Origin of the sequence: Nocardia sp. BMG111209 (genome assembly GCF_000381925.1) — a bacterium.
In the GTDB taxonomy this organism is placed as follows: Bacteria; Actinomycetota; Actinomycetes; order Mycobacteriales; family Mycobacteriaceae; genus Nocardia.
Genome location: NZ_KB907307.1, coordinates 930,595 through 955,269 on the forward strand (window position 1 = coordinate 930,595; position 24,675 = coordinate 955,269).

At 69.7% G+C, this 24,675-nt stretch carries 27 protein-coding genes; 14 read left to right on the forward strand and 13 right to left on the reverse strand.

Translation table 11 applies throughout. From position 1 onward, the window contains the following. The first annotated feature begins 45 nt into the window (after window positions 1–45). Entirely contained in the window at window positions 46–1,083 is a 1,038-nt protein-coding gene (locus G361_RS0104160; RefSeq protein ID WP_019925793.1) for an LLM class F420-dependent oxidoreductase, read from the forward strand. Window positions 1,084–1,116: 33 nt separating this feature from the next. Here G361_RS0104160 and G361_RS0104165 read toward each other — a convergent pair whose 3' ends face one another. From G361_RS0104165 to G361_RS0104195, 7 genes are all read right to left on the reverse strand, one after another. Further along, window positions 1,117–1,494, reverse strand: a complete 378-nt coding sequence (locus tag G361_RS0104165) for an STAS domain-containing protein (protein ID WP_369797871.1) — start codon at window positions 1,492–1,494, stop codon at window positions 1,117–1,119. Between the two features lie 191 nt (window positions 1,495–1,685). After that, window positions 1,686–3,902 carry a SpoIIE family protein phosphatase gene (locus G361_RS0104170; RefSeq protein WP_019925795.1) on the reverse strand — a complete coding sequence of 739 codons (2,217 nt, stop codon included), beginning with the start codon at window positions 3,900–3,902 and terminating at the stop codon, window positions 1,686–1,688. After that, complete coding sequence (locus tag G361_RS0104175) at window positions 3,899–4,531, reverse strand: SpoIIE family protein phosphatase (protein WP_036494071.1); 633 nt, start codon at window positions 4,529–4,531, stop codon at window positions 3,899–3,901. The genes G361_RS0104170 and G361_RS0104175 overlap by 4 nt, the downstream gene beginning before the upstream one ends. After that, window positions 4,524–4,949, reverse strand: a complete 426-nt coding sequence (locus G361_RS0104180) for an ATP-binding protein (protein WP_019925797.1) — start codon at window positions 4,947–4,949, stop codon at window positions 4,524–4,526. Before G361_RS0104180 ends, G361_RS0104175 begins: the two co-directional genes overlap by 8 nt. Beyond that, window positions 4,927–5,313, reverse strand: coding sequence for an STAS domain-containing protein (locus G361_RS0104185; protein WP_019925798.1), 387 nt, complete (start codon window positions 5,311–5,313; stop codon window positions 4,927–4,929). Before G361_RS0104185 ends, G361_RS0104180 begins: the two co-directional genes overlap by 23 nt. 14 nt (window positions 5,314–5,327) lie before the next feature. Continuing rightward, window positions 5,328–6,221 carry an STAS domain-containing protein gene (locus G361_RS0104190; protein ID WP_019925799.1) on the reverse strand — a complete coding sequence of 298 codons (894 nt, stop codon included), beginning with the start codon at window positions 6,219–6,221 and terminating at the stop codon, window positions 5,328–5,330. A 176-nt stretch (window positions 6,222–6,397) separates the two neighbouring features. Continuing rightward, entirely contained in the window at window positions 6,398–6,913 is a 516-nt protein-coding gene (locus tag G361_RS0104195; protein WP_019925800.1) for a MarR family winged helix-turn-helix transcriptional regulator, read from the reverse strand. Between the two features lie 246 nt (window positions 6,914–7,159). On the opposite strand from G361_RS0104195, the gene G361_RS0104200 reads away from it, so the two are divergent. Then, entirely contained in the window at window positions 7,160–8,824 is a 1,665-nt protein-coding gene (locus G361_RS0104200) for a fumarate hydratase (RefSeq protein ID WP_019925801.1), read from the forward strand. Here G361_RS0104200 and G361_RS51405 read toward each other — a convergent pair. Continuing rightward, entirely contained in the window at window positions 8,821–8,952 is a 132-nt protein-coding gene (locus G361_RS51405; RefSeq protein ID WP_255359786.1) for a hypothetical protein, read from the reverse strand. The two genes, G361_RS0104200 and G361_RS51405, sit on opposite strands and share 4 nt — an antisense overlap. 127 nt (window positions 8,953–9,079) lie before the next feature. Here G361_RS51405 and G361_RS0104210 point away from each other — a divergent pair, with 127 nt between their 5' ends. Together G361_RS0104210 and G361_RS46645 are read left to right on the forward strand one after the other, a co-directional pair. After that, entirely contained in the window at window positions 9,080–9,547 is a 468-nt protein-coding gene (locus G361_RS0104210) for a M15 family metallopeptidase (RefSeq protein ID WP_036494073.1), read from the forward strand. A 145-nt stretch (window positions 9,548–9,692) separates the two neighbouring features. Further along, window positions 9,693–9,914 (forward strand): hypothetical protein, encoded by a 222-nt coding sequence (locus G361_RS46645; RefSeq protein WP_155981295.1) that lies wholly within the window; start codon window positions 9,693–9,695, stop codon window positions 9,912–9,914. Window positions 9,915–9,947: 33 nt separating this feature from the next. Here G361_RS46645 and G361_RS50165 read toward each other — a convergent pair whose 3' ends face one another. After that, window positions 9,948–10,535, reverse strand: coding sequence for a TetR/AcrR family transcriptional regulator (locus G361_RS50165; RefSeq protein WP_196814411.1), 588 nt, complete (start codon window positions 10,533–10,535; stop codon window positions 9,948–9,950). A 168-nt stretch (window positions 10,536–10,703) separates the two neighbouring features. Between G361_RS50165 and G361_RS0104225 the strand changes: the two genes are divergently transcribed. The 6 genes from G361_RS0104225 (at window position 10,704) to G361_RS0104250 (ending at window position 17,454) form a co-directional block, all read left to right on the forward strand. Continuing rightward, window positions 10,704–11,867, forward strand: a complete 1,164-nt coding sequence (locus tag G361_RS0104225) for a hypothetical protein (protein WP_196814412.1) — start codon at window positions 10,704–10,706, stop codon at window positions 11,865–11,867. A 234-nt stretch (window positions 11,868–12,101) separates the two neighbouring features. Further along, a complete protein-coding gene (locus tag G361_RS0104230; protein WP_019925807.1) occupies window positions 12,102–13,547 on the forward strand; it encodes an amino acid permease in 1,446 nt (481 codons plus the stop codon). Then, on the forward strand, window positions 13,544–14,641 hold the full coding sequence (locus tag G361_RS0104235; RefSeq protein ID WP_019925808.1) for an alpha-hydroxy acid oxidase: 1,098 nt from the start codon (window positions 13,544–13,546) through the stop codon (window positions 14,639–14,641). Before G361_RS0104230 ends, G361_RS0104235 begins: the two co-directional genes overlap by 4 nt. Window positions 14,642–14,741: 100 nt before the next feature. Continuing rightward, entirely contained in the window at window positions 14,742–15,107 is a 366-nt protein-coding gene (locus tag G361_RS0104240; RefSeq protein ID WP_019925809.1) for a RidA family protein, read from the forward strand. Further along, window positions 15,104–16,111, forward strand: coding sequence for a hypothetical protein (locus tag G361_RS0104245; RefSeq protein ID WP_019925810.1), 1,008 nt, complete (start codon window positions 15,104–15,106; stop codon window positions 16,109–16,111). The genes G361_RS0104240 and G361_RS0104245 overlap by 4 nt, the downstream gene beginning before the upstream one ends. Continuing rightward, window positions 16,108–17,454, forward strand: coding sequence for an FAD-binding oxidoreductase (locus G361_RS0104250; protein WP_019925811.1), 1,347 nt, complete (start codon window positions 16,108–16,110; stop codon window positions 17,452–17,454). The genes G361_RS0104245 and G361_RS0104250 overlap by 4 nt, the downstream gene beginning before the upstream one ends. A 9-nt stretch (window positions 17,455–17,463) precedes the next feature. On the opposite strand, the gene G361_RS0104255 is transcribed toward G361_RS0104250, so the two are convergent. Continuing rightward, complete coding sequence (locus G361_RS0104255) at window positions 17,464–19,230, reverse strand: GNAT family N-acetyltransferase (RefSeq protein WP_019925812.1); 1,767 nt, start codon at window positions 19,228–19,230, stop codon at window positions 17,464–17,466. Between the two features lie 56 nt (window positions 19,231–19,286). Here G361_RS0104255 and G361_RS0104260 point away from each other — a divergent pair, with 56 nt between their 5' ends. Next, window positions 19,287–20,066, forward strand: coding sequence for an alpha/beta fold hydrolase (locus G361_RS0104260; RefSeq protein WP_019925813.1), 780 nt, complete (start codon window positions 19,287–19,289; stop codon window positions 20,064–20,066). Between the two features lie 4 nt (window positions 20,067–20,070). Here G361_RS0104260 and G361_RS0104265 read toward each other — a convergent pair whose 3' ends face one another. Further along, window positions 20,071–21,255, reverse strand: a complete 1,185-nt coding sequence (locus tag G361_RS0104265) for an alanine--tRNA ligase-related protein (protein WP_019925814.1) — start codon at window positions 21,253–21,255, stop codon at window positions 20,071–20,073. Between the two features lie 358 nt (window positions 21,256–21,613). Between G361_RS0104265 and G361_RS0104270 the strand changes: the two genes are divergently transcribed. Next, the gene (locus G361_RS0104270) at window positions 21,614–22,051 is read left to right on the forward strand and encodes a VOC family protein (RefSeq protein WP_019925815.1); all 438 of its coding nucleotides are present in this window, start codon (window positions 21,614–21,616) and stop codon (window positions 22,049–22,051) included. Window positions 22,052–22,064: 13 nt separating this feature from the next. Here G361_RS0104270 and G361_RS0104275 read toward each other — a convergent pair whose 3' ends face one another. After that, window positions 22,065–22,718, reverse strand: coding sequence for a nitroreductase family protein (locus tag G361_RS0104275; protein ID WP_019925816.1), 654 nt, complete (start codon window positions 22,716–22,718; stop codon window positions 22,065–22,067). 246 nt (window positions 22,719–22,964) lie between these two features. Between G361_RS0104275 and G361_RS0104280 the strand changes: the two genes are divergently transcribed. Further along, the gene (locus tag G361_RS0104280) at window positions 22,965–23,426 is read left to right on the forward strand and encodes a DUF6636 domain-containing protein (protein WP_019925817.1); all 462 of its coding nucleotides are present in this window, start codon (window positions 22,965–22,967) and stop codon (window positions 23,424–23,426) included. Window positions 23,427–23,522: 96 nt separating this feature from the next. Here G361_RS0104280 and G361_RS0104285 read toward each other — a convergent pair whose 3' ends face one another. Further along, the gene (locus tag G361_RS0104285) at window positions 23,523–23,945 is read right to left on the reverse strand and encodes a hypothetical protein (protein ID WP_019925818.1); all 423 of its coding nucleotides are present in this window, start codon (window positions 23,943–23,945) and stop codon (window positions 23,523–23,525) included. Between the two features lie 109 nt (window positions 23,946–24,054). Here G361_RS0104285 and G361_RS0104290 point away from each other — a divergent pair, with 109 nt between their 5' ends. Then, on the forward strand, window positions 24,055–24,618 hold the full coding sequence (locus tag G361_RS0104290) for a TetR/AcrR family transcriptional regulator (RefSeq protein ID WP_026342676.1): 564 nt from the start codon (window positions 24,055–24,057) through the stop codon (window positions 24,616–24,618). Window positions 24,619–24,675 lie beyond the last annotated feature (57 nt).

Sequence of the window (24,675 nt, forward strand, 5' to 3'; positions counted from 1 at the left end):
GGGGGTTGTCCGAGACCTGCGACGCAGCGTGGGTATGGTCGGGTCATGCGTATCGGATTGGGCATCAACTATGCGGGCGGTTTCAAGGAAGTGGCCGCCGAGGTCGCAGACCTGGAACGGGCCGGTCTGGACATCGTCTTCGTGCCCGAGGCGTACTCTTTCGACGCAGTGAGCGCGCTCGGCTACCTCGCCGCCCGGACCGATCGGGTGCAGCTGGCGTCGGGCATCCTGCAGCTCTACACCCGCACCCCCACGCTCACGGCCATGTCGGCCGCCGGGCTGGACTACGTCTCCGACGGGCGCTTCATCCTCGGCCTCGGCGCGTCCGGCCCGCAGGTGATCGAGGGTTTCCACGGCGTGCCCTACGACGCGCCGATCGGCCGCACCCGCGAGGTCGTCGAGATCTGCCGCCGGGTGTGGCGCCGCGAGCGGCTGGAGTTCGAGGGCAAGTACTACCGGGTGCCGCTGCCCGCCGAGCGCGGCACCGGGCTGGGCAAACCGTTGAAGCTGATCAATCATCCGGTGCGCGAACGCATTCCGGTGCTGCTGGCCGCCCTCGGCCCGAAGAACGTGGAGCTGGCCGCGGAGATCGCCGAGGGCTGGCAGCCGATCTTCTTCCTTCCCGAACGCGCACAGGATGTCTGGGGCGACGCGCTGGCGGCCGGCCGGGCCCGCCGCGATCCGGCGCTCGGTGAGCTGGAGGTGTTCGCCGGCCCCGCCCTCGCCATCGGCGAGGACGTGGCACCGCTGCTCGAGTTCGTGAAACCCCATCTGGCGCTGTACATCGGCGGTATGGGCGCCAAGGGCAAGAACTTCTACCACTCCCTGGCCACCAAGTACGGCTACGGCGCCGAGGCGGACCGGATCCAGGAGCTGTACCTGGACGGCAAGAAGGAGGAGGCCGCGAAGGTGGTGCCGGACGACCTGGTCCGCGACGTCTCGCTGATCGGCCCGGCCGGATTCGTGAAGGAACGGGTGGCGGCGTTCGCGGCGGCCGGTGTCACCGTGCTGAACGTGGTGCCGATGGCCGCCACTCCCGCCGACCGGGTGAAACTCATCGAGCAGTTGCGCGAACTGGTCTGAGCCACGGGCGGTTCGGCGGGCGCGGCGGCGAATTCAGTTGCCGCGCAACGCGCCGAGCGCCTCGTCCAGCGTGCGGTGCACGGCGAAAACCTGATCCAGATTGGTCATCTTCAGCTGGCGGCCGGTCGCCGGTCCGTCGGCGACCACCACGATGCGGGTCGAGCCGGCCCGCTGGTGCGCGGCGACGAGGGCGGCCATACCGGCCGAGGCCAGGAAGCTCACCTGCGACAGGTCGATGATCAGCGCCGCGGGAGCGCCGCCGAGCGTGGTCTCGATCGCCGTCTCCAGTGCGGGAGCGGTTGCCAGGTCGACCTCGCCGGCGACCGTCAGCACGGTCGCCTCGTCCTGCACGGAGACCGAGGTGGTCATCGCATCGGCGAGGGGATACGCGTCTCCGGAAGTATTGGTCACAACAGAACAATCTGCCATGAACCAGCGCTTCCCGCTGCATCGTCAGGCACATTCTTCGTCCATTTTCCGCCATCCGAGATGTGAAAAGCCCTGGTACGGAGTTTTTTCCGATTGTTACCACCGGATAGCTGGCAAATGGGTGTCGGCTGTCACATGTGGGTCAGTGCCGAGGTCGGGGCGGTTTGCCGGGGCTACACCCGGCCCGCGGCGGTGACCGCCACCGCGGGCAGTTTCGCTATCAGCCGAACCCGGGTGCCGATGCCCGCATTGTCGATGATCAATTCGTCGGTCAATGCGCGCATCATCGCGATACCGCGGCCGCGATGGCCCGGATCCTCCGGTTGCGGCCGCCAGATCCCGGCATCGGTGACCTCGACGGTAACCTGTGCCATCGTGCAGTCGGCGACGATCAGCACCCGCCCGAGCGCGCCGTCGAGATAGGCGTGCTCGATACTGTTGCTGCACGCCTCGTTGGCGGCCGCGACCAGGTCCAGGGCCAGTTCGTGCGGTACCGCGGCGCCGGTGAGCCAGGCCGCCAGCGACCGCCGGATCGCCGACAGCCGGTTCGCCTCGGCCGGCAGGTCCAGATGCAGCGCGCGCGGCGGCTGCCGGTAGACCACCATGGCCACGTCGTCGTCGTAGCCGACCGCGGGACGCAGCCGCGACAGCACCGCGTCGGCCACCTCGCGCGGCAACAGCGTTGCGGCGCCGGATAATTCGTCGGCCAGCAGATCGAAGCGGTCGTCGATGCCGGTGCCGCGCTCCTCCACCAGGCCGTCGGTGAACAGCACCAGGGTCGAGCCCGGCCCGAGTTCGGTGGTGGCCTCCGGCCGCCGCGGCGGATCGAAGGTGGCCAGCGGCACCGACCGGCCGCCCTCCAGCAGCCGGCCCTTACTGCCCGGCGCGGCCAGCACCAGCGGCATGTGCCCCGCGCTGGAGTACCGGACCACCCCGCGCACGGGGTCCAGGATGGCGGCGCACGCGGTGGTGCACATCGCGCCCGGGATCCGCGCGGCGACCGTGTCCAGTTCCGCGAGCAACTGGGCCGGACCGGCCCCGCGCAGCAGCAGAGCCCTTGCGGCCGTGCGCAATTGGCCCATCACCACGGCGGCCGACAGACCTCGGCCGACACAGTCGCCGACCACGATGCCGATGGTGCCGTCGCGCAGCGGCACCAGGTCGTACCAGTCGCCGCCGATCTCCAGCGGCGGCAGGGCGGGCTCGTAGTGCACCGAGAACCGCGGCGGCAGCTCGATCGGGCCCAGCATCGCCCGTTGCAGGGTCAGTGAGGTGGACCGGGCCTGGTCGAAGTTGCGGGCCCGCTGCACCGCCAGGCTGACCTGGCCAACCAGCAGCGAGAACAGCGCCCAGTCGCCCGGGGTGATGGCGCGCGGCGCGGCGAACCGCAGCCACAGCGCGGCGTCGGCGGTCTCGGCCAGCGGCGCGACGATACCCTCCGAACTGGCGGCGCCCTCCGGGATGGCGAACATGGTGCGGCCGGGCCGCACCCGGGCCCGGTCCAGCAGCACGCGGGCCTGCGCGTCGAGCACCTGCCGCGACGGCGCGCCCTCGCCGCTGGACATGTACAGCTCCGGCCCGGTGTGCCGGTTCGGCCACACCGACACCACCGCCGCCTCGGCCCCGGTGATGCGCCGCAGTTCCTCCAGCCCGACGGCCAGCACCTCGATCACGCTGGTGGCCGCGCCGACGGCGGTGGCCAGCTGCGAGACCGCCTGGTCCCGGGCCTGGGCGTCCTGTTCGGCGGTGACGTCGCGGATCGTGCCGACGTAGATCTGCTCGTGGTCCTCCGGCCGGACCAGCGTCGAGGTGCTGACCGCGAGCCACAGCCGCCGTCCGTCGCGGTGCCGCACCGGCAGCATGAACCGGGCGGTATCGCTGGTCGTCAACGTCGCGCCCAGATCCGGATAGCCGGAATCGTGCACCGACCACGGATGCGGTTGCGGATAGGGGACCCCGTCCGGGCCGTATCCGGTGAGCGCGCCGAAGGCGGAGTTCACCTCGGTGATGGCGCCGTGCGAGTCGGCGACGAAGAATCCGTCCTGCAACGATTCCACCAGCGCGGTGCGGAACGCGTCGCGGCCCTCCAGATCCTCCACGCGCAGCCGCTGCTGCTCGTAACTGCGTGTGCTGTCCAGGAATCCGCGCGTGGCGACATCCAGCGCGGCCAGCGTCTGCAACAGGAATTCCAGTGCCGCTTCGGATTTCAGGCCCTCGCGGTCGAGCAGCCGGAAGTGGTGCTCGGTCAGGTCGAGGATGCTGACACCCTCCACCAGTGCCCGGCGGCCCAGTTCGTACCCCTCCGCGAGGGTGGTCTGACTCGGCGAATCCAGGTGCAGCCGAAGGGCGTTCGCGTAGTCGCCGCGGAAGGCCGCCAGCATCGTGCTCACGACGCCGCCACCGTGTGCCCGCGGTGCCGGGCGGCCAGCGCCAGCGCGTCGTCGGTGTCCTTGGCGTGCACGGAGACGATCGCATCGGTGATGTCGGCGGTCGAGGAGGCCATATCGATCGCCTCGACGTATTCGTCGACGATGCCGTCGGTGCACATCAGCAGCAGATCGCCCGGCCGGACGGCGACGGTCTGCGTCTGCAGATTCGGCGGGAGCAGATAGCCCACGATGCCGCCGGTCAGCAGTGCCGTGGCCCGTACCACCGGTTTACCGGGACCGGCTGCCACCACCCGGGATTCGACGTTGCCGACGCCGAGCCACTGCAGCCGGTCGCCGGCGGTGAACATGGCCAGCGAGACCGCCGCACCCCGGGTATCGGACATCGCGCGGTGACACAGCAACATCAGCACGTCCAGCGGTTCACCCCGATTCTCGGCCAGTACCTGCACGGCGCGCGCGGCGGCGTCGGCGGCGGCGTTGCCGTGGCCGAGCCCGTCGAGCACCGCGAACAGCACCGAGCCACCGCCGGCGTCGAGTACGACGGCCCGATCGCCGGAATCACGTTGTCCCGGCAGCGCCCGGCCGGTGACCGACCACTCCACGGTGCCGACGAATCCTCCCTCATGCACCGGCGGGCACCCACTTCCACATCTCCACCAGCGTCCCCTGCCCGGGGGCGGAGTCGATGTTCAGCCGGTCCATCAGCCGCTTGGCGCCGGGTAATCCGAGTCCCAGGCCGCGCCCGGTCGAATATCCGTCCTCCAGCGCCCGGGTGATGTCGGGGATGCCGGGACCGCGGTCCTCGGCCTGGATGATCAACGCACGTCGCCCGTCCCGATCCGCCACGACGATCCGGATCTCGCCGGTGCCCGCATAACTGGTGATGTTGCGGGCGACCTCGGAGATGGCCGTCGAGATCATGGTGATGTCGGTGAGCGAGAAACCGAGTTTTGCAGCCAGTTCTCGCCCGGCCTGACGTGCGGTCACGATGTCGTTGGACACCTTCACCGCGATCACCACGTTGTCAGCGGCCACGGTCACGACCATCTCGATCGCGGCGGCGCAGCTGTCTGTTCAGCCAGGCCAGACCCTCCTCCAGGTCCAGGGCGGTGTGCATGTCCTCGAAGGTGAGGCCGAGCTGAACCATGGCGAAGGCCACCTCGGGCTGCAGGCCCACGATGACGGTCTCGGCGCCGCGCAGCTTCGTCATGTGCGCGATGGTGCGGATCGAGCGCGCGGCGAACGAGTCCATGACGTCGATCGCGGTCACGTCGACGATGATCCCCTGCGCGCGGTACTTGCTGACGTACTTCATCAGGTCGTCCTGCAGACGCTCGGTATCGGCATCCGTCAGCGCCGACTGGACGGATGCGATGAGGAATGTGCCCTGTTTGAGTATGGGTACCGGCATCGGCTCGCCCGCCGTTACCGTCCGTCGCGCTCGGTGACGCGGGTGACGTCGTATCCGAGGAGCCGCTCCGCTTCTTCGATGCCTCCCTGCAGGTCGCCGACCGCGTTCATCTTGGACAGGTCCAGGCCGATGGTGACCAGGGTCAGCGCGATCTCCGAGGAGAGCCCGGTGATGATCACGCTGGCGCCCATCAGGCCCGACGCGTCGACGGTCTGGACCAGATGGTTCGCGACCGTGGAATCGATCGCCGGCACACCGGTGATATCGATGACGACGACCTTGGCGCGGTTGGCCCGGATGGCGCGCAGCAGCTGCTCGGTGAGCTGGCGGGCGCGCTGGCTGTCGAGCACGCCGATGATGGGGAGGATCAGCAGCTGCTCGCGCACCTGCAGCACCGGCGTGGACAGTTCGCGGATGGCTTCCTGCTGCTGGCGGATGACGCGCTCGCGCTCCTGTACGAAGGAGACGGCCACGGTGTTGGCGATCCGGTTGGCGGCCGGCTCGTAGGCGTCGAGCACGCGCTTGAGCAGATCGAAGCTGGACTGGTATTTCTCGAACAAGCTGCGCGCCAGCACATCTCGCAGCAGGAGCACGATGCCGATGACCTCGTCGGTCTCCACGCCCCGGGGAATGATGCGCTCCGACAGATCCCGCGCGTAGGCCTGCAGGGCCTCGACGCTACCGGTCTCGAGCACCTCGACGTAGTTGTCGTAGATCGAGGTCGCCTCGGAGAAGATCTCCTCCGGCGTCATGGCGGTCAGCAGTTGGACGTCGGTGATGCGGCGGGCCCATTCCTCGCGCAGCTCGGTACGATTCTGACGCAGGTGCTCGACCAGCTGCGGAAGCAGATTCTCGACCGGCACGGTCGACAACGAATCCGCCGAGAGGCCGATGGACACGTCGGACATGGAAACTCCTGCCCCTTTCGTAAGGGTAGGTCTGGTGGTACTCGTCAAGTTTGCTCGAACGGGCGTCTGCTGTCACCGACAGCAGCGAGCCTAGTCTTACTCGGTACCCGATGGGGCACAAACCAAACGTGTAACCGACGGAGATCACGCCGGCCGCGCCGGAGATCACTCCGGACTCAGCCGATGCTGCCGTTGTGCTGGCCGCGCAGATCGATACGCGGTGTGTGCCGATCGGCGGTGCGCCGATGATGCGCCAGCAGCGAATCGTAGATCGCGGCGAGTTCGATGAGCTGCTCCCGGTCGAGGACGTCGATCATGTTCCGGCGCACGCTCGCCACGTGTGCGGGGGCGGCCGCGGCGAGCACCTCCGCGCCCTTGGCGGTCAGTACCGCGGCCGTGCGCCGGGCATCGTCGGGAATCGCTTCGCGCGCAACGAGTCCGCGCTTCTCCATCCGGGTGATCTGATGCGACAGCCGGCTCTGCGACCACTCCAGCACCGCCGCCAGATCGGCGAAACTGCGCCGGTGGTCGGGCGCGTCGGCGAGGCGGGCCAGCACGGTGTACTCGACGTAGGTCAGATTCGAGCGGCGCGAGGTGTCGCGGCCGACGGCGGCGGCGATCAGGTCGCGGGTGAACACGAACCCGAGCCAGGCGCGCTCCTCGACCTCGTCGAGCCATCGGGGTTCGGTCACGGATCCTCTCCAGGTCGCTGCGTCGGGGCGGTTGTCGGGCTGCGCTCCGGGTCAGTCGACAGTTACACATTTCGCGTTGAAGGTGCAACCTTTTAGCTTGGCGCGCACGAAGATTAGGCTGGCCTGATCTCGTCGCGGCACCGCGTGCTGGCTAGAGTCGCACTGCTTGGATTCACCCGGCTGATGTGAGCCCGATCGCTGTTGCCGCGAGCCCCTCCACAGCCCACAGTGCAAGGAGTGCGAAAAGTGTCAGCGCCCGACTTCCTGTATTCGGACCTGCTGCCGATCGGGGCGGACGACACCCCGTACCGGCTCGTCACGACCGAGGGCGTCAGCACCTTCACCAGCGGCGGACGTACCTTCCTGCAGGTCGAGCCGGAGGCGTTGCGGCTGCTCACCGCCGAGGCGATGCACGACATCAGCCACTACCTGCGCCCGGCGCACCTGACCCAGCTGCGCCGGATCATCGACGATCCCGAGTCCTCGGGCAACGATCGCTTCGTGGCGCTGGACCTGCTGAAGAACGTCAACATCTCCGCCGGCGGCATCCTGCCGATGTGCCAGGACACCGGCACCGCGATCGTCATGGGCAAGAAGTCCGAGGGCGTGCTCACCGGCGCCGACGACGCGGAATGGATCTCCCGCGGCGTGTTCGACGCCTACACGAAGCTGAACCTGCGCTACTCGCAGCTCGCCCCGATCACCATGTGGGACGAGAAGAACACCGGTAACAACCTGCCCGCGCAGGTCGAATTGTATTCGGCCCCCGGCGATCCCGCGCATCCGGCCTACAAGTTCCTGTTCATGGCCAAGGGCGGCGGCTCGGCCAACAAGTCCTTCCTGTACCAGGAGACCAAGGCCGTGCTGAACCCGGCCGGGATGCTGAGATTCCTCGACGAGAAGATCCGCTCGCTGGGCACCGCGGCCTGCCCGCCGTACCACCTCGCGGTCGTGATCGGCGGCACCAGTGCGGAATTCGCGCTGAAGACCGCGAAATACGCGTCGGCGCACTACCTCGACACCCTGCCCACCGAGGGTTCCATGGCCGCGCACGGCTTCCGGGATCTCGAACTGGAGGAGGAGGTCTTCAAACTGACCCAATCCTTCGGTATCGGAGCGCAATTCGGCGGCAAGTACTTCTGCCACGACGTGCGGGTTATCCGGCTGCCGCGACACGGCGCCAGCTGCCCGGTCGCCCTCGCGGTCTCCTGCTCGGCCGACCGGCAGGCGCTGGCGAAGATCACCGCCGAGGGCGTCTTCCTGGAGCAGCTGGAACGTGAACCGGCGCAATACCTTCCGGAGCAGACCGACGAGATCCTCGGCGGCGATGTGGTCCGCGTCGACCTGAACCGGCCGATGGCGGAGATCCGCGCGGAACTGTCGAAATACCCGGTGAAGACCCGGCTCTCGCTGACCGGCCCGCTGGTGGTGGCCCGCGACATCGCGCACGCCAAGATCAAGGAGCGGCTCGACGCGGGGGAGCCGATGCCGGAGTACCTGCGCGACATGGCCGTCTACTACGCCGGCCCGGCCAAGACCCCGGAGGGTTACGCCTCCGGATCCTTCGGCCCCACCACGGCCGGGCGGATGGACTCCTACGTCGACCGGTTCCAGGCCGCGGGCGGCTCGTTCGTCATGCTGGCGAAGGGCAACCGGTCCGCGCAGGTGACCCGGGCGTGCAAGGAGCACGGCGGGTTCTATCTGGGTTCGATCGGCGGGCCGGCGGCGCGACTGGCGCTGGACTGCATCAAGAGCGTCGAGGTGCTCGAATATCAGGAACTCGGCATGGAAGCGGTCTGGAAGATCGAGGTCGAGGACTTCCCGGCGTTCATCGTCGTCGACGACAAGGGCAACGATTTCTTCGCGGAGACCCAGAAGCCGATCGCGCTGACGGTACGCACGCGCAGTTAGCGCGGCCGGTCAGGGGACGGGCCGTCCGGGGAGCGGGTGGGGGCCACGCAGGTCAGCAGGATCAGGGCCGCGGGGCCCAGCACGCCCGCCAGCGACAGGACGACGTTCGCTGTCATCGGGACCGCCATGACACCCTCCTCGCCGTCGGGCAAACGCACGCCGCGTCCGGCTTCACGGTAACGGCCGGGCCCGGCGAGATCGCCGGGTAATGCGTGATCCGGTCCGGATTGTCGCTTTGCCGATACCATCTCCGGCATGTTGCGACGGAGTGTGGGTGCGGCGGCCGTGGCCGTCACGGGGGTGACGGTGGTTCTGCTGCAACCGGCGGCCGGGTCCGCCGCCGACGGCCTCGGGGGACTGGATCCGGTGCTGGCCGGCGCCTACACGCTCGCCGAACAGCAGGCGCACGCCGAGGGGGTGCCGCTGTGGATCAACTCCGGCTACCGCACCCCCGCGGAGCAGCAACAGCTGTGGGAGGACGGGATCGCCACCTACGGCAGCCCGGAGGCGGCGCGGCACTGGGTGCTGCCGCCGGAGGAGTCCACGCACGTGCAGGGCCGGGCCGTGGACGTCGCGCCGCAGGAGGGCGCGAACTGGCTGGACGCCAACGGTAATCGCTGGGGCCTGTGCCGCACTTATCAGAACGAGTGGTGGCATTTCGAGGTGGCCACCGCGCCGGGTGCGTCGTGCCCGCCGATGCTCCCCGATGCCGGAGATCGCTGAGAAGCTGTCCGGTTCCGGCTGATTCGCCCGGCGCGGTGGAATCGGTCTGGGTCGAACGGCTGCGGTGCACGTGGGGATTCGGCATCCTGGAGTGTCGGTGGAGGTGCCGGCGTCGGGCCGGGCGGTGACGGGATGGAGGGTTCGAGTGGCCGAGGCTGTGGGATCCGAGCGCGGCCGGGCGGGCGGCGTGCAGTGCCCCCGCGGCTGGCTGCTGGTGGAGCTGCCGAGTGCGCTGCTGCTGGCGGTCTTCGTCGGCACCGGCTGGCTCGGCTACGCGCGCCAGGATCACCCGTCCGATCCCTCGCCCGCCGTGGTCAGTCCCGCCGAGGGACCGGACGCGTGGTCGCGGATCATCGGTCCGCCGTAGCGAATTCGCGACGACCGCGCGGGTGGGCCGGGTTCAGACGGTCAGGCCCAGCGCACCCGCGACCGCGCGGGTCAGGCGGTCGGTGGCCTCGTCGATCGACCAGTGCCGGTGCTCGGTGAGGTCGTACACCACGCGCTCGTCGAAGATCGTGATCCACAGCAGGACGGCGTAACCGATATCGGGTTCGGCCGAGCGGCCGTCGCGGGCCAGCGCGTCGAGGACCCCGGCGAGGGTGTCGTGCAGGGCGACGATGGATTCGTCGCCGGCGGCGAGCCGTTCCACGAATCCCTGACTGCTGCGGATGTATCGGATCGCGGCGCCCCACTGGGTGGCCTGTTCCACCCAGGTGCGGCACACCCGCCGGAACCGCTCGGCGGGCGCGAGGCCGTCGCCGATCGCGCCGAACGCCTCGAGCAGTTGTTCGATCGCCCGCCGGTGGAAGGCCTGCATCGCGTCCTGCGGCGTGGGGAAGTGGCGATAGGCCGTCGCCACCCCCACCCCCGCCTCGGCGGCGAGTTCGGGAACGGAGAAACCGACCCGGCCGGCGGTCAACAGACTGCCGACCGCGCCGACCAGCAGTACTCGGCTGCGTTGCGCGTCGCTGCGGGTGTTCACGGGCACCTCACCATCCTGCGTGAGTCCGGTGCGACCGCGCCACGAGGGTGGGCGGATTCGCGCGCGTCGCCCCGGTGTGACCGGCGCCACGATCCGGATGTTCGCCTCCTGTAGAGAAGTTCTTCTCACTTCTCTATTCTCTAAACGAGAAGATCTCCTCGATTCGGAGGTTCGATGAGGGTAGCGGCTCCGGGGGCACTGCTGGTGCTGATCATGGCACAACCCAACCTGGCGACCGGGATGATGCCGTACTACCGGCATGCCTGGGCGCTCGCGCCGCTGCTCATCACCGTCATTTTCGCCGCGTACCTCCTCGCGCTGACCCCCACCCTCTCGCTGCTGGGCACCCCGTCGTCGCGCACGGCGTGGTGGTGGCGCATCGCCGCCGGCAGCGCCTGCGGAGTCGGCGCGGATTGCGCTATGGCACTGGCACATTCGGCCTGGGTGGCCTGCGCGGCGCGGATCCTGGCGGGCCTGTCGGTCGGCCTGGTCACCGGCTCGCTGGCCGGGCTGATCCTGGAGCGCCGCGGTGAGGGCGGCCGCACCGCGATGGCCAGCGCCACCGTGATCGGTTCGGCCCTGGGTACTTTCGCCGCTGCGGCGGTCGCGCAGTATCTGCCCGCCCCCGGGGTGACCGTCTACGCCGGGCACGCCGTACTGCTGGCCGGCGCCGCAGTGATCGTGGTGTCCGATCGGGCGGTCCGGCCCGCGTCCGGCGAAAGTCGTTCCGGCGCACGGTCGGTCACGGCGGAACCGGTCGTGACCGGATATCTGGCCGGTATCTCCGCCTGGGTCTCCGCCGGTCTCGTGGTGGCGCTGCTGCCGAGTTACGGCGCGGAACTGCTGGGCACCGGCAACCTCGTCCTGCCGGCGCTGCCCGTGGTGGTGTACCTGGTGACGGCCTGGCTGGCGCAGCGTGCCGTACTACCGAATCGTCTTCCCGCCGAACCGATCACGGCGCAGGTGATCATCGTCGCCGGGGTGCTGATCGCGGCGGCGGTCGCCTGGCTGCCGAGCCTGCCGCTGTTGCTGTGCGGTGGCATCGTCGCCGGCGCCGGGCAGGGCCTGGCCTACCGCGCCGGGCTGCGGATCGTGAGCGCGTCGGCGCCGCCGGAGCATCACGCCCGCCTGTCGTCGCGCTTCGCCGCCGTCGCCTACCTGTGCGCGGCGGTCGGCACGATCGCCCTCGGTGTCGTGGCCTCGCTCGCGTCCCTGCGCGACGCGGTGCCGGCCGGGGCGCTCGTCCTGATCATGATCGCCGCGGCCACGGCCGCCGTCCGGCGGCGCGCGGCGTCGCGCGCCGCGAATGTCCCGCTCGTCACTCCCACAACCGCATAATTCACGTTTTCGGAAATTCGGCCCGAATCGGGTCCGGAACAGAGTTCCGACGTGTCCGGAATTGCGCACGGAATCGACCGCCGTGCGCATTCCGCCTGTCCGAAAACTGTTGTCGCACAATGGATCCCGCGTAGAAGTGGAAACCGGTTCGTTACACTGGTTCACCGGCCGACAAAAACTGGTTGGTTCACTGGAATGCGTATTCGAAATACATTTCGTGAACGGATTTCCCTCATGACGACATCCACCCGGGTCGGTACCGCAGCGCTGCGCCGGACGACCTCCTTCCGCGTGCGCAGCACCGACGCCTCGAATGCCGCGGCCGTCCCCGACAGCGGGCTCAAACGCAGCCTCGGGCGCGTGGATCTGATCGCGATGGGGGTCGGCACGATCGTCGGCGCCGGCATCTTCGTGACCACCGGAATCGCGGCCGCGACGAAAGCCGGACCGGCGATCATGCTGTCGTTCGTACTGTCCGGGGTGATCTGTGTCCTGGTCGCCCTGTGCTACAGCGAATTGGCCGCGATGACACCGGTTTCCGGCAGCGCCTACACCTATACCTATTCCACGATGGGAGAGGTGCCGGCCTTTCTGGTCGGCTGGAATCTGCTCCTGGAATACGCGGTGGCGGCCGCGGCCATCGCCATCGGCTGGTCCGGATTGTTCGGCGCGGCATTGAATTCGCTGTTCGGCGTGACATTGCCGAAGGCGATCGCCGGCGGGCCCAGTGACGGCGGCGTGATCAACCTGCCCGCCGTGCTCATCGTGGCGTTACTGGTCGCGGTGCTGGTATTCGAGGTGAAAGTGGCCGCGGCCGTGGTGAAGACGCTGGTGGCGCTCACCATCGCGGTGCTGGTGCTGGTGGTCGCCATCGGCGTACCGCATCTGCACGGCGGCAACTGGACACCGTTCATGCCCTTCGGCATCCACGGGATCGCCGCCGGTGCGGCGCTCGCGTTCTTCGCCTATCTCGGGTTCGACGTCGTCGCCACCTCCGCCGAGGAGACTCGCGATCCGCGCCGCAACCTGCCGTGGGGCATCATCGGCTCGGTCGTGATCGCCACCGTGCTGTACGTCGCGGTGTGCGCGGTGCTGACCGGCGTCGCGCCCTATCAGAGCCTGAACAATTCGGCCCCGGTCGCGACCGCGCTGGCGGCGATCGGCGCCGGCTGGATCGGCAAGGTGATCCTGGTCGCCTCGGTGATCGCGCTGACCAAGGGCCTGCTGATGGTGTTCTACGGCCAGACCCGGCTGGTGTTCGCGATGAGCCGCGACGGACTGGTGCCGAAGGCGTTGTGCCGCACCAGCGCCCGTGGCGTCCCGGTCCGGTTGGCCCTGGTGCTCGGCGTCGTGATCGCGGTGGTCGCGGGCCTGCTGCCCATCGGCACGGTCGCCGAACTGGTCAACATCGGCGCGCTGTTCGCCTTCGTCATCGTCGCCCTCGGCGTGCTGATCCTGCGCCGCACCGACCCCGACCGGCCGCGGCCGTTCCGGACCCCGCTCATGCCGCTGGTGCCGCTGGTCGCGATCGCCGGATGTATCTGGCTGGCCACCACATTCGAGGCGCTCACCTGGCTGCGCTTCGTGATCTGGAGCGTGGTGGGCATCGCGCTGTATCTCGGTTACGGCCGCCGGCATTCCGTGGTCGGCCGCACCACCGGAGCGGAGGTCACCGCGTGACCGCCCAGCTGGACAGCTTCTATCCCACCGGCGTCACCTTCGGAACCCTCGACGAGATCCACCGGGCCGCGGCCGCCGCCCTGCCCGCCGATGTCCTCGACTTCGTGGAAGGCGGTGCGGGACAAGAGATCACGCTGCGCGCCAACCGGACGGCGTTCGAGCGCTGGCGGATCCTGCCCGAGCCGATGAGCGGGGTCGGCGCACCGTCCACCGCGACCGAACTGCTCGGCATGCCGCTGGCCACCCCGATCCTCACCGCACCGTTCGGCGGGGACGGATTGTTCCATCCCGACGGGCATCTCGCGGTCGCCCGCGCGGCGGCCGGGCGCGGCGCGCTGGCGATCGTGCCGGAGGCGGGCAGCTTCTCCTACCGGCAGGTGCGGGAGGTCGCACCGGCGGCGGCCCGCATCGCCCAGGTGCATCCCTTCGCACACGCGGGAGCCGTTGCGGCACAGGTGCGGCGGCTGGGGTACCAGGCGTTGTGTGTGACCGTCGACTGCCCGGTCGGCGGTTTCCGCACCCGCAACATGGGCAACCGCTTCGATCCGGACCAGCGTTTCTTCGCCGGTAACCTGACCGGGGCCGACGGCGCTCCCGGCGTCGCCGAGGTCTTCGGCCAGTTGCTGAAACGCGGTGCCACGGTGTGGAACTGGGAGCAGCTGGCCGAGGTCGCGGGCCGGTTCGGGATGCCGTGGATCGCCAAGGGGGTACTCACCCCGGCCGCCGCCGAGAAGGCCCTGGAGATCGGCGCCGCCGGTCTGGTGGTGTCGAATCACGGTGGCCGGCAGGTCGATCCGGCGCCGGCCAGCCTGGACATGTTGCCGCGCATCCGCGCCGCCGCCGGACCCGGCGTCCCGATCCTGCTGGACAGCGGGGTCCGCACCGGCGCGGACATCTTCGTCGCGCTCGCCCTCGGCGCGGACGCGGTGATCATCGGCCGGTCCGCCCTGTACGGGCTGGCCGCGGCCGGCGCCGCCGGGGTCGACCGGGTCCTGGAGTTGCTCACCGAGGAGCTGCGCACCCTGATGATCCTCGCCGGGGCCGCCACGGTTTCCGATATCGGCCGGGCCCGGGTTCTGAAGGCGGACTCGTGAGGCCGGCCGCGGTGGCGGGACCACCGACTGTGGATTCTCGTGGATCCGATCCGGTGAGGAGGCGGATCGTGAGGGGATCCGTTGCCGCGGAGACGGTCTCGTGAGCGCACCGCGCTTCCCGGCGGCACGGTGCGGCGGTGGACTGCTGTTCACCGCCGGGCTGGCCGCGGTCGACCCGGCCACCCTGCGGCCCTCGTATCCGAGCTTCGACGAGCAGGCGGCCGAGGTGTTCCGGCAACTGGACGCCGCACTCGCCGAGGCCGGCAGCACCCGCGAACAGATCCTGAAACTCGACTGCTATCTGGCGGATCGGCAGTGGTTCCCCGCGTGGAACACCGCCTTCGCCGCGTACTTCCCGACGACCGCACCGGCGCGGATCACCACCGTCACCACCCTGCCCATCGACGGGCTGCTCATCGAGATCCAGGCGATCGCCGTCGCCTCATCCCAGAAAGTTCGATCATGACCGCAGTGACCCCCCTGATCCATCAGTCCGCCTCCACCACAGCCGAATTCACCATCCGCGACGTCATCGAGGGCCAGACCGCCGGCTACCTGATCGTCGCCGCCGACGATTGGGGCTGGTGGACCGCCCTGCTCAGCGGCGAATCGATCGTGCCGACCACCGGCATCCAGCAGACCGTCGCCGACGGCCTGATCCGCGCCGGTTTCCTGGCCCGTCGCGGGCACCGCTACCAGCTCACCCACACCGGGCACGACGTCGGCAAGAACCGCGGCTTCGTCCGGGTGGCGGTACGCGGCTGGGAGCCCACCTTCCGGCAGGTGTCCGGCAGCGCGCATCGCGAACACATCTCGGCCGCAACCGATCCCGGCGCGGTGGCGCTCGGCTGTTCGGATATCGCCCGGCGGCGCCCGGAATTCTTCGCCGGTATCGGACATGCCATCGCCGCCGGAACCCCGGGCTGCACCGTCGATCTCGGCTGCGCCGACGCGGGCCGCGTCACGGCCCTGGCCGGCCTGGCGCCGCACGAGCGCTTCCTCGGCGTCGACATCGAGGCGGGAGTGATCGCCGACGCCACCGCCGAACTCGTCACGAAGGGTCTGTCGGACCGCATCACCCTGCTGGCCGGATCGGTGCAGCCCGAGGCCGAGCCGCCCGCCTGGCTGGACGCGGTGGACCGCGAATCCGTCACCACCGCCATGTCCTTCTTCCTGCTGCACCAGCTCGCCAGCGACGGCGGCGGCATCCTGCCGGTGCTGCGCGGCTGGATGGACTGGTTCCCGAACCTGCGCCGCCTGGTGATCGGCGACGGTTATCTGGTCGAGGCCTCGGCCTGGGCGCAGCAACCGTGGTTCTCACCCACCTACGAGATCTACCATTCACTGACCGGGGTCCGGCTGTGGACCCGCCAGCAGTACGAGTCGGCGTTCACGGAACTCGGCTGGTCCGTCGCACGCCGGATGGAGGACCACACCATGTTGGTGACCACGATCCTGGAACGCGAATGACGACCGCCCCCGCGCTCCCGCCGTTCGAGGTCGACACCCGCGCCGCGGTACTCGACCAGTTCATCGCCGACGAGACCGGGCGCGCGGGGCGGCGCCCGCTCGGGGTGGTGTACGCGAAATCGCTCGAGGATGTGCTCGGCGTCGTCGCCTGGGCCCGCGACACCCGGACCCCGATCATCGCGCACGGCGCCGGAACCAGCCTGGAGGGCCACCTGCTGGCCGCCGGCCGGGAACTGATCCTCGATCTCTCGCAGGCGGATTCGATCCTGAAGATCGATCCGGCGGATTTCACCGCGACGGTGCAGCCGGGCGTCACCCGCACCCGCCTCAACGCCGCGACCGCCGAATACGGCCTGCAGTTCACCGTCGATCCCGGCGCGGACGCGTCGCTCGGCGGTATGGCCGCCACCAACGCCAGCGGCACCACCAGCGTCCGTTACGGCGGGATGCGCGCCAATGTGCTTGCCCTGCAAGTGGTCTTCGCCGACGGAAGCCATGCCCGCCTGGGCCGCGCGGTCCGCAAATCCGCCAGCGGCTACGGCCTGAAGGATCTGCTGATCGGCTCGGCGGGCACCCTCGGCATCATCACCGAACTCACCGTCCGCCTGCACCCGATCCCGGAATATTTACGCTCACTGCGCATCTCGTTCCCGACGATCGAGACCGCGGTGGCCGCCGCGGTGGACATGCTGGGCCTGGCCCTGCCGGTGAGCCGCCTGGAACTGGTGGACGGGCCCAGCATCATCGCGATCAACGCCTACCGCGGCACCACCCACCCCGAAACCCCGGCCCTGTTCATCGATCTGGAGGCGGCCTCGGCCCCCGCCGCGGCCGCCGACGAGGCGGAGATCCGCCGCGTCTGCGAGACGAACGAGGCCCTGCAGATCGTGGTGGCGCACACCCACACCGACCGGCACGCCCTCTGGGAGGACCGCCACACCCTGTTCTTCGGCATCAAGGCCCAGCACCCCGGCCACCGCTTCCTGGTGACCGACACCGCCGTCCCGTTCTCGAAGATCGCCGGCGCGGTGGCCACCGCCACCCGCCTGGCCGCGGAGCTGAACCTACCGGTCAGCGTCGCCGGCCACATCGGCGACGGCAACGTCCACGCCGTGGTCCCCTACACCGACGAAACCCATTCCACCGCAAAGATCTTCTCCGACCGGGTGATCCGCCACGCCCTCGCGGCCGGCGGCACCGCCACCGGCGAACACGGCATCGGCCTCGCCAAGAAGCAGTACCTGCGCGCGGAACACGGCGCGGCCACCGACATCATGGCCACGGTGAAAAACGCCCTCGACCCGCTCGCAATCCTCAACCCGGGCAAGATCTTCGACGTGTGAGCCGGGCGGTCAGAGGGCGCGTTTCAGCCCGACGTGACTGTTGTCGTAGCCGAGGCGGGCGTAGAAGGCGTGGGCTCGTTCGCGGGCCCGGTCCGTGGTGACCTGGGCGAGGGTCGCGCCGCGGTGCCTGCCGTGGTCGTGGGCCCACTCGAGCATCGCGGTTCCGATGCCGCGGGAGCGTTCCGCGGCCGCGACCCGGACTCCCTCGATCTGGAGGCGGGTGGCGCCGCCGCGGGACAGTCCCGGAATGATGGTGAGCTGCATGGTGCCGACGATGCGGTCGGCCTCGTCGCGGACCACCGCCAGATAGTGCGAGGGATCGCGGGTGACCGCGTCGTAGGCCTCCTCGTACCGGGCGATGTCGAAACCCTCACGGGTACGGCCGATCTCGTCGTCGGAAAGCAGTTCGACCAGCGCCGGGACGTCGGTACGCTCCGCGCGCTGCACGCGGTAGATCCGGTCGCCGAGCCGGAGCCGGCCGCCGATCGAGGCCCGCGCCCGCGACCGGAGCCGGGCGATCAGCGTGTCCAGCCAGGCGCCGACATGCCGCCGCGCCTCGGGGGTGTCGGGGTAGCGGCAGCGCAGGTGCAGGCCCGCCTCGTCGAGGATGAACCAGAGCATCACACCGTCGGTCCGGATCGTCGCGCCGACGTACTGGGCCTCCAGACCGGTCGCGTCGACCCGGACCGGTAGTCGGCGCAGATCCAGCCACGAGATCGCGAACATGCCCGGCGCCTCGGGCATTCCGCCCCACGGGCGCAGGATGTCCTCGAGCGGCCAGGACCCCATCCGGACCGCCTCCTTCACCGCCTCCGCGCTGGCCCGGGGATCGGAGTCGGCCGACTCGAGCACCGAATTGGTGATGAACCACCCCACCGAGTCGTGCCAGGTGGGGTCGTACCGGCTGTGCACCGGAAATACGGCCCGCAGCGCGGTGCCGGCCAGATCGCGGGTCACCTCGGTCATCGCCCCGACCACCAGCGCCAGGGTCGAGACGCCGTCGCCGCGGGCCTGCGCCGAGAACGCGGCGCTGTCGTCGACGTCGAGGACGTCGCGCACCTCCACGCGCTCCTCCTGCAAGGTCGCCTCGCCCAGCGACAGCGGGAACCGCGGCATCACGTCGCCGCTGTTGGCCAGCACCTCGGCCCAGCGGCTGCGCACCTCGGCGGGCGCCGGCGGGCGGTCCCGCAGCGCGCGGGTGTGCTCGGCGAAGGCGGGCGCCGGCGGTAGCGACGGTTTGCGGCCGTTCTGCACCGCGGCCAGCGCGGCGAGCAGATCGCGCGCGATCACCAGCATCGACCACATGTCGACGTGCGAGTGGTCGGCGGCGATCACCACGGTCGGTCCCACCGCGGTCTCGAGGACGCACAGCCGGTGCGACGGGCGGCTGTACGGTGAGCACGCGCGGTCCAGTACGCCGCGCAGCGCGTCGTTGACCGCCTGTCCCGCGGCGATCCCGTGCTCGACCCAGCCGCCGGGGAGGATGTCGACCTCGTGCAGCCGGGGCGCACCGTCCTCGCCCGGTACGAAGACCGTCCGCAGCGTGCCGTGCCGTTCGATCACCGCCAGCCACGCGGTCGCGAGTTCGTCGAGCGGTACCGGCGCGGAGAGCTTGAGGGACAACGCCATCCACGATCCCGCCCGGTCACCGGCCCCGACGTGCCGGCCCTGGTCGAAGGACACGGGTAATGCCCGGCCCACCGGCCCCGCGACGACATCGAAGCCGAGCAGGCGGCCGAACGGGAGGCGCAGGTGCGCGACGTTGGTCAGCCGCATGCCGGTATCCTAGGCTTCCCCAGCGCTCGCCGTCCTGTTAGCACCCTGGAGCCACCGTGCCGACCTTCCGCGTCCCCGGCGCCGACCTCGACGTGGAGCTGAGCGACGAGGGTGGCCATCCCGTCGTCCAACTCCACGGTCTCACCTCGAGCCGCCATCGCGATCGCCTGATGGATCTGGATCTGGGCCGCGGGCTCAGCGGAACCCGGCTGCTGCGGTACGACGCACGCGGACACGGGTTTTCGACCGGCCGTACCGTCCCCGAGGACTATCGGTGGCCGGTACTGGCCGACGATCTGCTGCAACTGCTCGACCACTGGTTCCCCGGTGAACAGGTGCACGGTGTCGGTCCCTCGATGGGCACCGGGACCCTGCTGCACGCCGCGGTCCGCGACCCCGGCCGATTCGCCGGCCTCACCCTGCTGGTGCCCTCGACCGCCTGGCACACCCGCGCCGCGAAGGCCGGTATCTACCGGGAGAACGCCCGCCTGATCGAGGAACACGGCCTCGCCGCCTTCCTGAGCGCCGATCTCACCGCGCCGCGGCCGCCGGCCACCGCCGGAACGCCGGAAACCGGGCCCGACGTCGCCGAACGCCTGCTGCCCGCACTGTTCCGCGGGGCGGCGATGAGCGATCTGCCGGACCCCGAGGCGATCGCCACGATCGACGTGCCGACCACGATCCTGGCCTGGATCGACGACCCCGCTCATCCGGTGTCGACCGCCGAGACGCTGCTCGGCCTGCTGCCGGACGCCACCCTGGAGGTGGCGCGCACCCCGGCCGATCTCGCCCGCTGGCCGAAAATCCTGTGCGAGGACGTGGCGCGGCACGGATAGGCGCTCACCCGTTCTCGGTCTCGACGCGCAGGTACACCACGAGGTCGCGCGGCAGGCCGTAGGTGTCGTGCAGGCGGCGATAGTCGTCGTCGGTCAGGGGACCGGTGAAACGGCGGTGGGACAACACCTTCCGGCCGCGCTGGAGCAGCCGGCGGAATCCGGTCTCCTCGTCGAGCAGGCCGGTGCGCACCTCGTGGGGGTCGGCCGGTTGCCGGAAGTGCCCGAGGGTGTGTTCCACGAGTTCGATCGGCAGGTCGGACAGGGTGCGGGTCGGTTCGTCGCGCCACAGCGTGGTGAGGGTGCGGCGGATCAGGCGGCGGAGGATGTGACCGTGACGGTACGGGGACGGGGTGACCCCGTCGCCGAGGACGACGATACTCGAGCGCAGATGGTCCGACACCAGTCGCAGCGACCGCCGGTCCAGCGGACCCCAGATGCGGGGGAGGGTGGTCAGCCAGGGCTCGAAGAGGTCGATCTCGAAGACGGACTGCGTATTCCGCAGAATTCGCACCAGTCGTTCCACTCCCAGCCCGGTGTCGACGCAGGGCCGGCGCATCGGTTCCAGGCGGCCGCCGGGATGGCGGACGTAGCGCATCATGACGTGGTTCCACACCTCCACCCAGCGGTCGTCGGAGGTCGGAGTGCCCTGTGGCACTTCGTCTCCCGTCCAGACGAAGATCTCGGAATCGGGTCCGCAGAGTCCGGTCGGGCCGTTCGACCACCAGTTCTCGCCGGTGGTCGGTTCGACCGGCAGGCCCAGTTCCTCCCAGGTGCGCCGGGACTCGTGGTCGGGCTCGACCTGTCCGTCACCGCCGAACACCGTCACGTACATCCGGTCCGGTTCGATGCCGAAACCGTTGTGCAGCAGGTCGAATCCCCACCGCAGGCTCTGCGGGCCGTCGTAGTCGCCGAGCGACCAGGACCCGAGCATCTCGAAGACGGTGAGGTGGGTGTCGTCACCGACCTCGTCGAGATCGGTGGTGCGCAGACATCGCTGCACGCCGGTGAGCCGCCGCCCCAGCGGATGTGGCTGCCCCAGCAGGTACGGCGTCAGCGGGTGCATCCCGGAAGTGGTGTACAACACCGGATCTCCCGGTGGCGGAACGAGCGATCCGCCCGGCGTGAGCCGGTGCCCGCGTTCGCGGAAGTAGTCGAGGAAGGTTCGGACGGTCCGGTCGGTGGTGATCATGGTGGTTGCTCCATCGAGTGAAATCGACCGGAAGCGACCGCACACGGCAGGTCCGGCAACAAGACCGACACGCACCGGCGGACCGTTTCCGGTCGCCGGCATCGGAGAGAAGGTCAGTCGGCAGCGACCGGCGAGCAGAGAGCTCGTGCGGCCGCGGCGGCGTTTCGGGATTCGACCTTCATGGCTGCACGGTAGCAACGGGCTGGGCCGAGCACGACCGATTTATCGGCCGGTGCGACGGTCGGGATACATTCGTGCGCCGGAATGTCGAGAACGCCCGGACGGCTCCGTCCCAGGGATACGAACAGCCCCCCGCGGCCGGTCCGCATCGGGAGCAACGCCAGCGAAGGAGAACATCATGACGGTCCACCGGATGGATCACGCCGGACTCGTGGTCGAGGATCTCGCGGCGGCGGTCGCGTTCTTCGTCGAACTCGGCCTGGAAGTGGAGGGCGAGGCGACCGTCGGGGGTCCGTGGGCCGACGAACTGCTCGGACTCGACGGTGTCCGGGCGGATATCGTCATGGTCCGGACCCCGGACGGCCACGGCCGGGTCGAACTGTCGACCTTCCACTCCCCGCCGCCCCTCGCCCCCGCGCCGGTCGCACCGGTGAACGCGCTGGGTATCCCGCGCCTGACCTTCGTCGTCGACGATGTGGACGACGTCCTCGATCGCCTGCGCGCGCACGGCGCCGAACTCGTGGGCACGGTGGCCCGGTACGAGGACATCTGCCGGTACTGCTACCTCCGCGGCCCGGCCGGCGTCCTGATCGGGCTGGTCGAGGAACTTCGCTGAACGACGCCGCGGTCTACCAGCCGTTCCAGTGGGTGATCTGTTCGGCCGGAAGGCGTTTCGCCGGCCGGAAGTCGGTGCCCTGGGTATAGGCGATCGGGAACAGCCCGCCCTGGCTGTACCGGTCGAACGGGATGCCGAGCAGCTCGGCGGCCTGCTTCTCGCCGTCGCCGACGAGATGCAGTGTCGTCCAAGCCGATCCGAGTCCGCGGGACCGCAACGCCAGCATGAAGCTCCATACCGCGGGCAACAGCGAACCCCAGAAACCCGCGCTCGACACACCCGGGGTGTTCTCGGCGCGGCCCTTCAGGCACGGGATCAACATGACCGGGACCTCGTGGAGGTGGTCGTTGAGGTATCGGGCCGAGTCGGTCACGCGCGGCTGGCGCGCATCGCGCTCGTCGCCGAACGCGGGCTTCGGTGCGTCGAGGTACGGGGTCGCGTAGGTCCGGTAGATGTCGGCCAGCGCCTGCTTGCGCTCGGCGTCCTCGACGAACACCCACTGCCAGCCCTGGGAATTGGATCCGCTCGGCGCTTGCAGGGCCAGTTCGAGGCATTCCAGCAGCACTTCCCGCGGCACCGGACGCTCGAGGTCCAGCCGCTTGCGCACCGAACGCGTGGTGGTCAGCACATCGTCGACGGACAGATCCAGCACATTCCCGAATGTCATTCCTCGTCCTCTCCGGAGCGGCTGTCGGCTACCGCAAACCCTATCGGGCGATCACGGAACCGCCGTGCGCGACCGGCGTCGCATTCGTTCGCGGGTAACCGCCGAAGCCGACTCCGGCAGCGGGACGGGCGATTTAGGATTTCGGTGCGGCGATACCCGCCCCCGGTGTTCGTCCGGGGCGGGGATTCGTCGTACGCCCCACCCGACCACGGCAGACCGCCGCGGACGAACGAACGGAGCACGTCAGTGGCAACCATCAGGCTCACGCGGCTCGTGCCGCTCGCCGCCGCGGCGGTCTGGGCGCTCGTCGCGTTCCCGGGCATCGCCGCGGCCGACGGCGACCAGTTCCAGTCCCCGTCGGGAAACATTTTCTGCGCCATGGGTGTTCGCGCCGACGGCACCGGCACCGTGGTCTGCCAGGGCGACGGCCACTACGCCGTGCCGAAACCGGCGGAGTGCCATCTGGCCTGGGGCGACCGGTTCAGCCTGGACCAGGGCGGCGCGCCGGTCTCGCACTGCCACGGCGACACGATCGTTCCGTCGTATTCGGGCCCGGGGAAGAACCCGGACGTACCGACCCTCGACTACGGCAACACCCGATCCGCGGGCACCCTCACCTGCGACAGCGAACCCACGGGCATGACCTGCACCGACTCCGGCACCGGGCACTACATCCACCTGTCCCGCGAATCCAACGACCTCGGCTGAGGACGTTCGCCGGCCGATGTCCCGGAATGGCATCTTGCGTTGCGGCGGAACACCTTTCGCCGCCCGCACCCGGTCGGTACGGGCGGCGTCCGGTGCTCAGGAGGACGCGGCGGTGACGGCCTCCACGAGTGCGTCGCCGGTGTAGGCCACGCCCCCGATACCCCAGCCGCCCTCGGCGGCGTAACCGATGTTCATCCAGATGTCGTCGACCGGGTGGCCGGGGACGGTGTGTTTCGCGGCGATCGCCGTCGCCGTGGCGATGAAACCCGCGCGGTCGGCCACGCTGGGCAGCCCGATACCGGGCAACATGAGTTCGATCAACAGGACCGGACGATTCACGCCACCGGTACTCATGTGCTCCGGTTCGAGCAGGTGGAGATGCCCGCCGACGATCGGGGCGAAGAAGGAATTGCCGGCGAGGCCGCTGAATTCGATCAGGGCGTCGACGAGCTGGGGGACGAGCTGCGTCTCGCCGGATTCGGTGAGAACTCCGCGGGGTGCGATGACAGTGAACGGCATGGGAAAGGTTCCTGGTCTCTGCGACGGATCCGATGACTAGTACGTACGTACTAGCGAATGCATCGTGCACTAGGATGGCCGTACTAGTCAAGTGGAGGAGCCGCGCCCGATGACCAAACCGACCCGCGACCGCATGATCGACGCCGCCGTGGACGCCCTCCGCAAGCAGGGATTGGCGGGTATGTCGTTCACCGAGGTGCTGGCCGCCAGCGGTGCCGCACGAGGGGCGATCTATCACCATTTCCCCGGCGGCAAAGCCGAACTCGTCGCCGAGGCGGCCAGGCTGCACGGCCACGAGGTGGCCGATCGCCTCGCGGACCTGTCCGGCGCCGGCCCCCGCGCGGTCGTCGAGGCCTTCCTGGCGATGGCCCGTCCGGTCGTCGAGGACAGCGTCACCGGCTGCGGCTGCGCGATCGCCGCCGTCACGGTATCCCCCGGCACGGAGGGCGACGAGCTACGAGCCATCGCCGCAACAACTTTCGCGACCTGGGCACACCACCTCACCGCCGCCCTCGTCACCGCCGGGATGTCCCCGGAGGCGGCCGGCGACCTGGCCCAGTTGCTGATCGCCCTCCTCGAGGGCGCACAGGTCCTGTGCCGGGCCGCCGCCGACCCCGAACCCTTCGAACGCGCGGCACGAGCAGCACTGGCCGCCGTTCCCCACCCGGAGTAGAACGAGCGCATGGGAAGAACGGCAGCCGTCGTGCTCTACGTCATCGTGCCGGTGTTC

Excerpts from the sequence above, each read along its gene's own strand:
- G361_RS0104160 (WP_019925793.1), top strand. The coding sequence starts at position 46 with ATGCGTATCGGATTGGGCATCAACTATGCGGGCGGTTTCAAGGAAGTG.
- G361_RS0104180 (WP_019925797.1), bottom strand. The coding sequence starts at position 4,949 with ATGGTCGTGACCGTGGCCGCTGACAACGTGGTGATCGCGGTGAAGGTG.
- G361_RS0104185 (WP_019925798.1), bottom strand. The coding sequence starts at position 5,313 with ATGCCGGTACCCATACTCAAACAGGGCACATTCCTCATCGCATCCGTC.
- G361_RS0104190 (WP_019925799.1), bottom strand. The coding sequence starts at position 6,221 with ATGTCCGACGTGTCCATCGGCCTCTCGGCGGATTCGTTGTCGACCGTG.
- G361_RS51405 (WP_255359786.1), bottom strand. The coding sequence starts at position 8,952 with ATGGCGGTCCCGATGACAGCGAACGTCGTCCTGTCGCTGGCGGGCGTG.
- G361_RS0104210 (WP_036494073.1), top strand. The coding sequence starts at position 9,080 with ATGTTGCGACGGAGTGTGGGTGCGGCGGCCGTGGCCGTCACGGGGGTG.
- G361_RS0104225 (WP_196814412.1), top strand. The coding sequence starts at position 10,704 with ATGAGGGTAGCGGCTCCGGGGGCACTGCTGGTGCTGATCATGGCACAA.
- G361_RS0104230 (WP_019925807.1), top strand. The coding sequence starts at position 12,102 with ATGACGACATCCACCCGGGTCGGTACCGCAGCGCTGCGCCGGACGACC.
- G361_RS0104245 (WP_019925810.1), top strand. The coding sequence starts at position 15,104 with ATGACCGCAGTGACCCCCCTGATCCATCAGTCCGCCTCCACCACAGCC.
- G361_RS0104250 (WP_019925811.1), top strand. The coding sequence starts at position 16,108 with ATGACGACCGCCCCCGCGCTCCCGCCGTTCGAGGTCGACACCCGCGCC.
- G361_RS0104255 (WP_019925812.1), bottom strand. The coding sequence starts at position 19,230 with ATGCGGCTGACCAACGTCGCGCACCTGCGCCTCCCGTTCGGCCGCCTG.
- G361_RS0104265 (WP_019925814.1), bottom strand. The coding sequence starts at position 21,255 with ATGATCACCACCGACCGGACCGTCCGAACCTTCCTCGACTACTTCCGC.
- G361_RS0104270 (WP_019925815.1), top strand. The coding sequence starts at position 21,614 with ATGACGGTCCACCGGATGGATCACGCCGGACTCGTGGTCGAGGATCTC.
- G361_RS0104275 (WP_019925816.1), bottom strand. The coding sequence starts at position 22,718 with ATGACATTCGGGAATGTGCTGGATCTGTCCGTCGACGATGTGCTGACC.
- G361_RS0104285 (WP_019925818.1), bottom strand. The coding sequence starts at position 23,945 with ATGCCGTTCACTGTCATCGCACCCCGCGGAGTTCTCACCGAATCCGGC.
- G361_RS0104290 (WP_026342676.1), top strand. The coding sequence starts at position 24,055 with ATGACCAAACCGACCCGCGACCGCATGATCGACGCCGCCGTGGACGCC.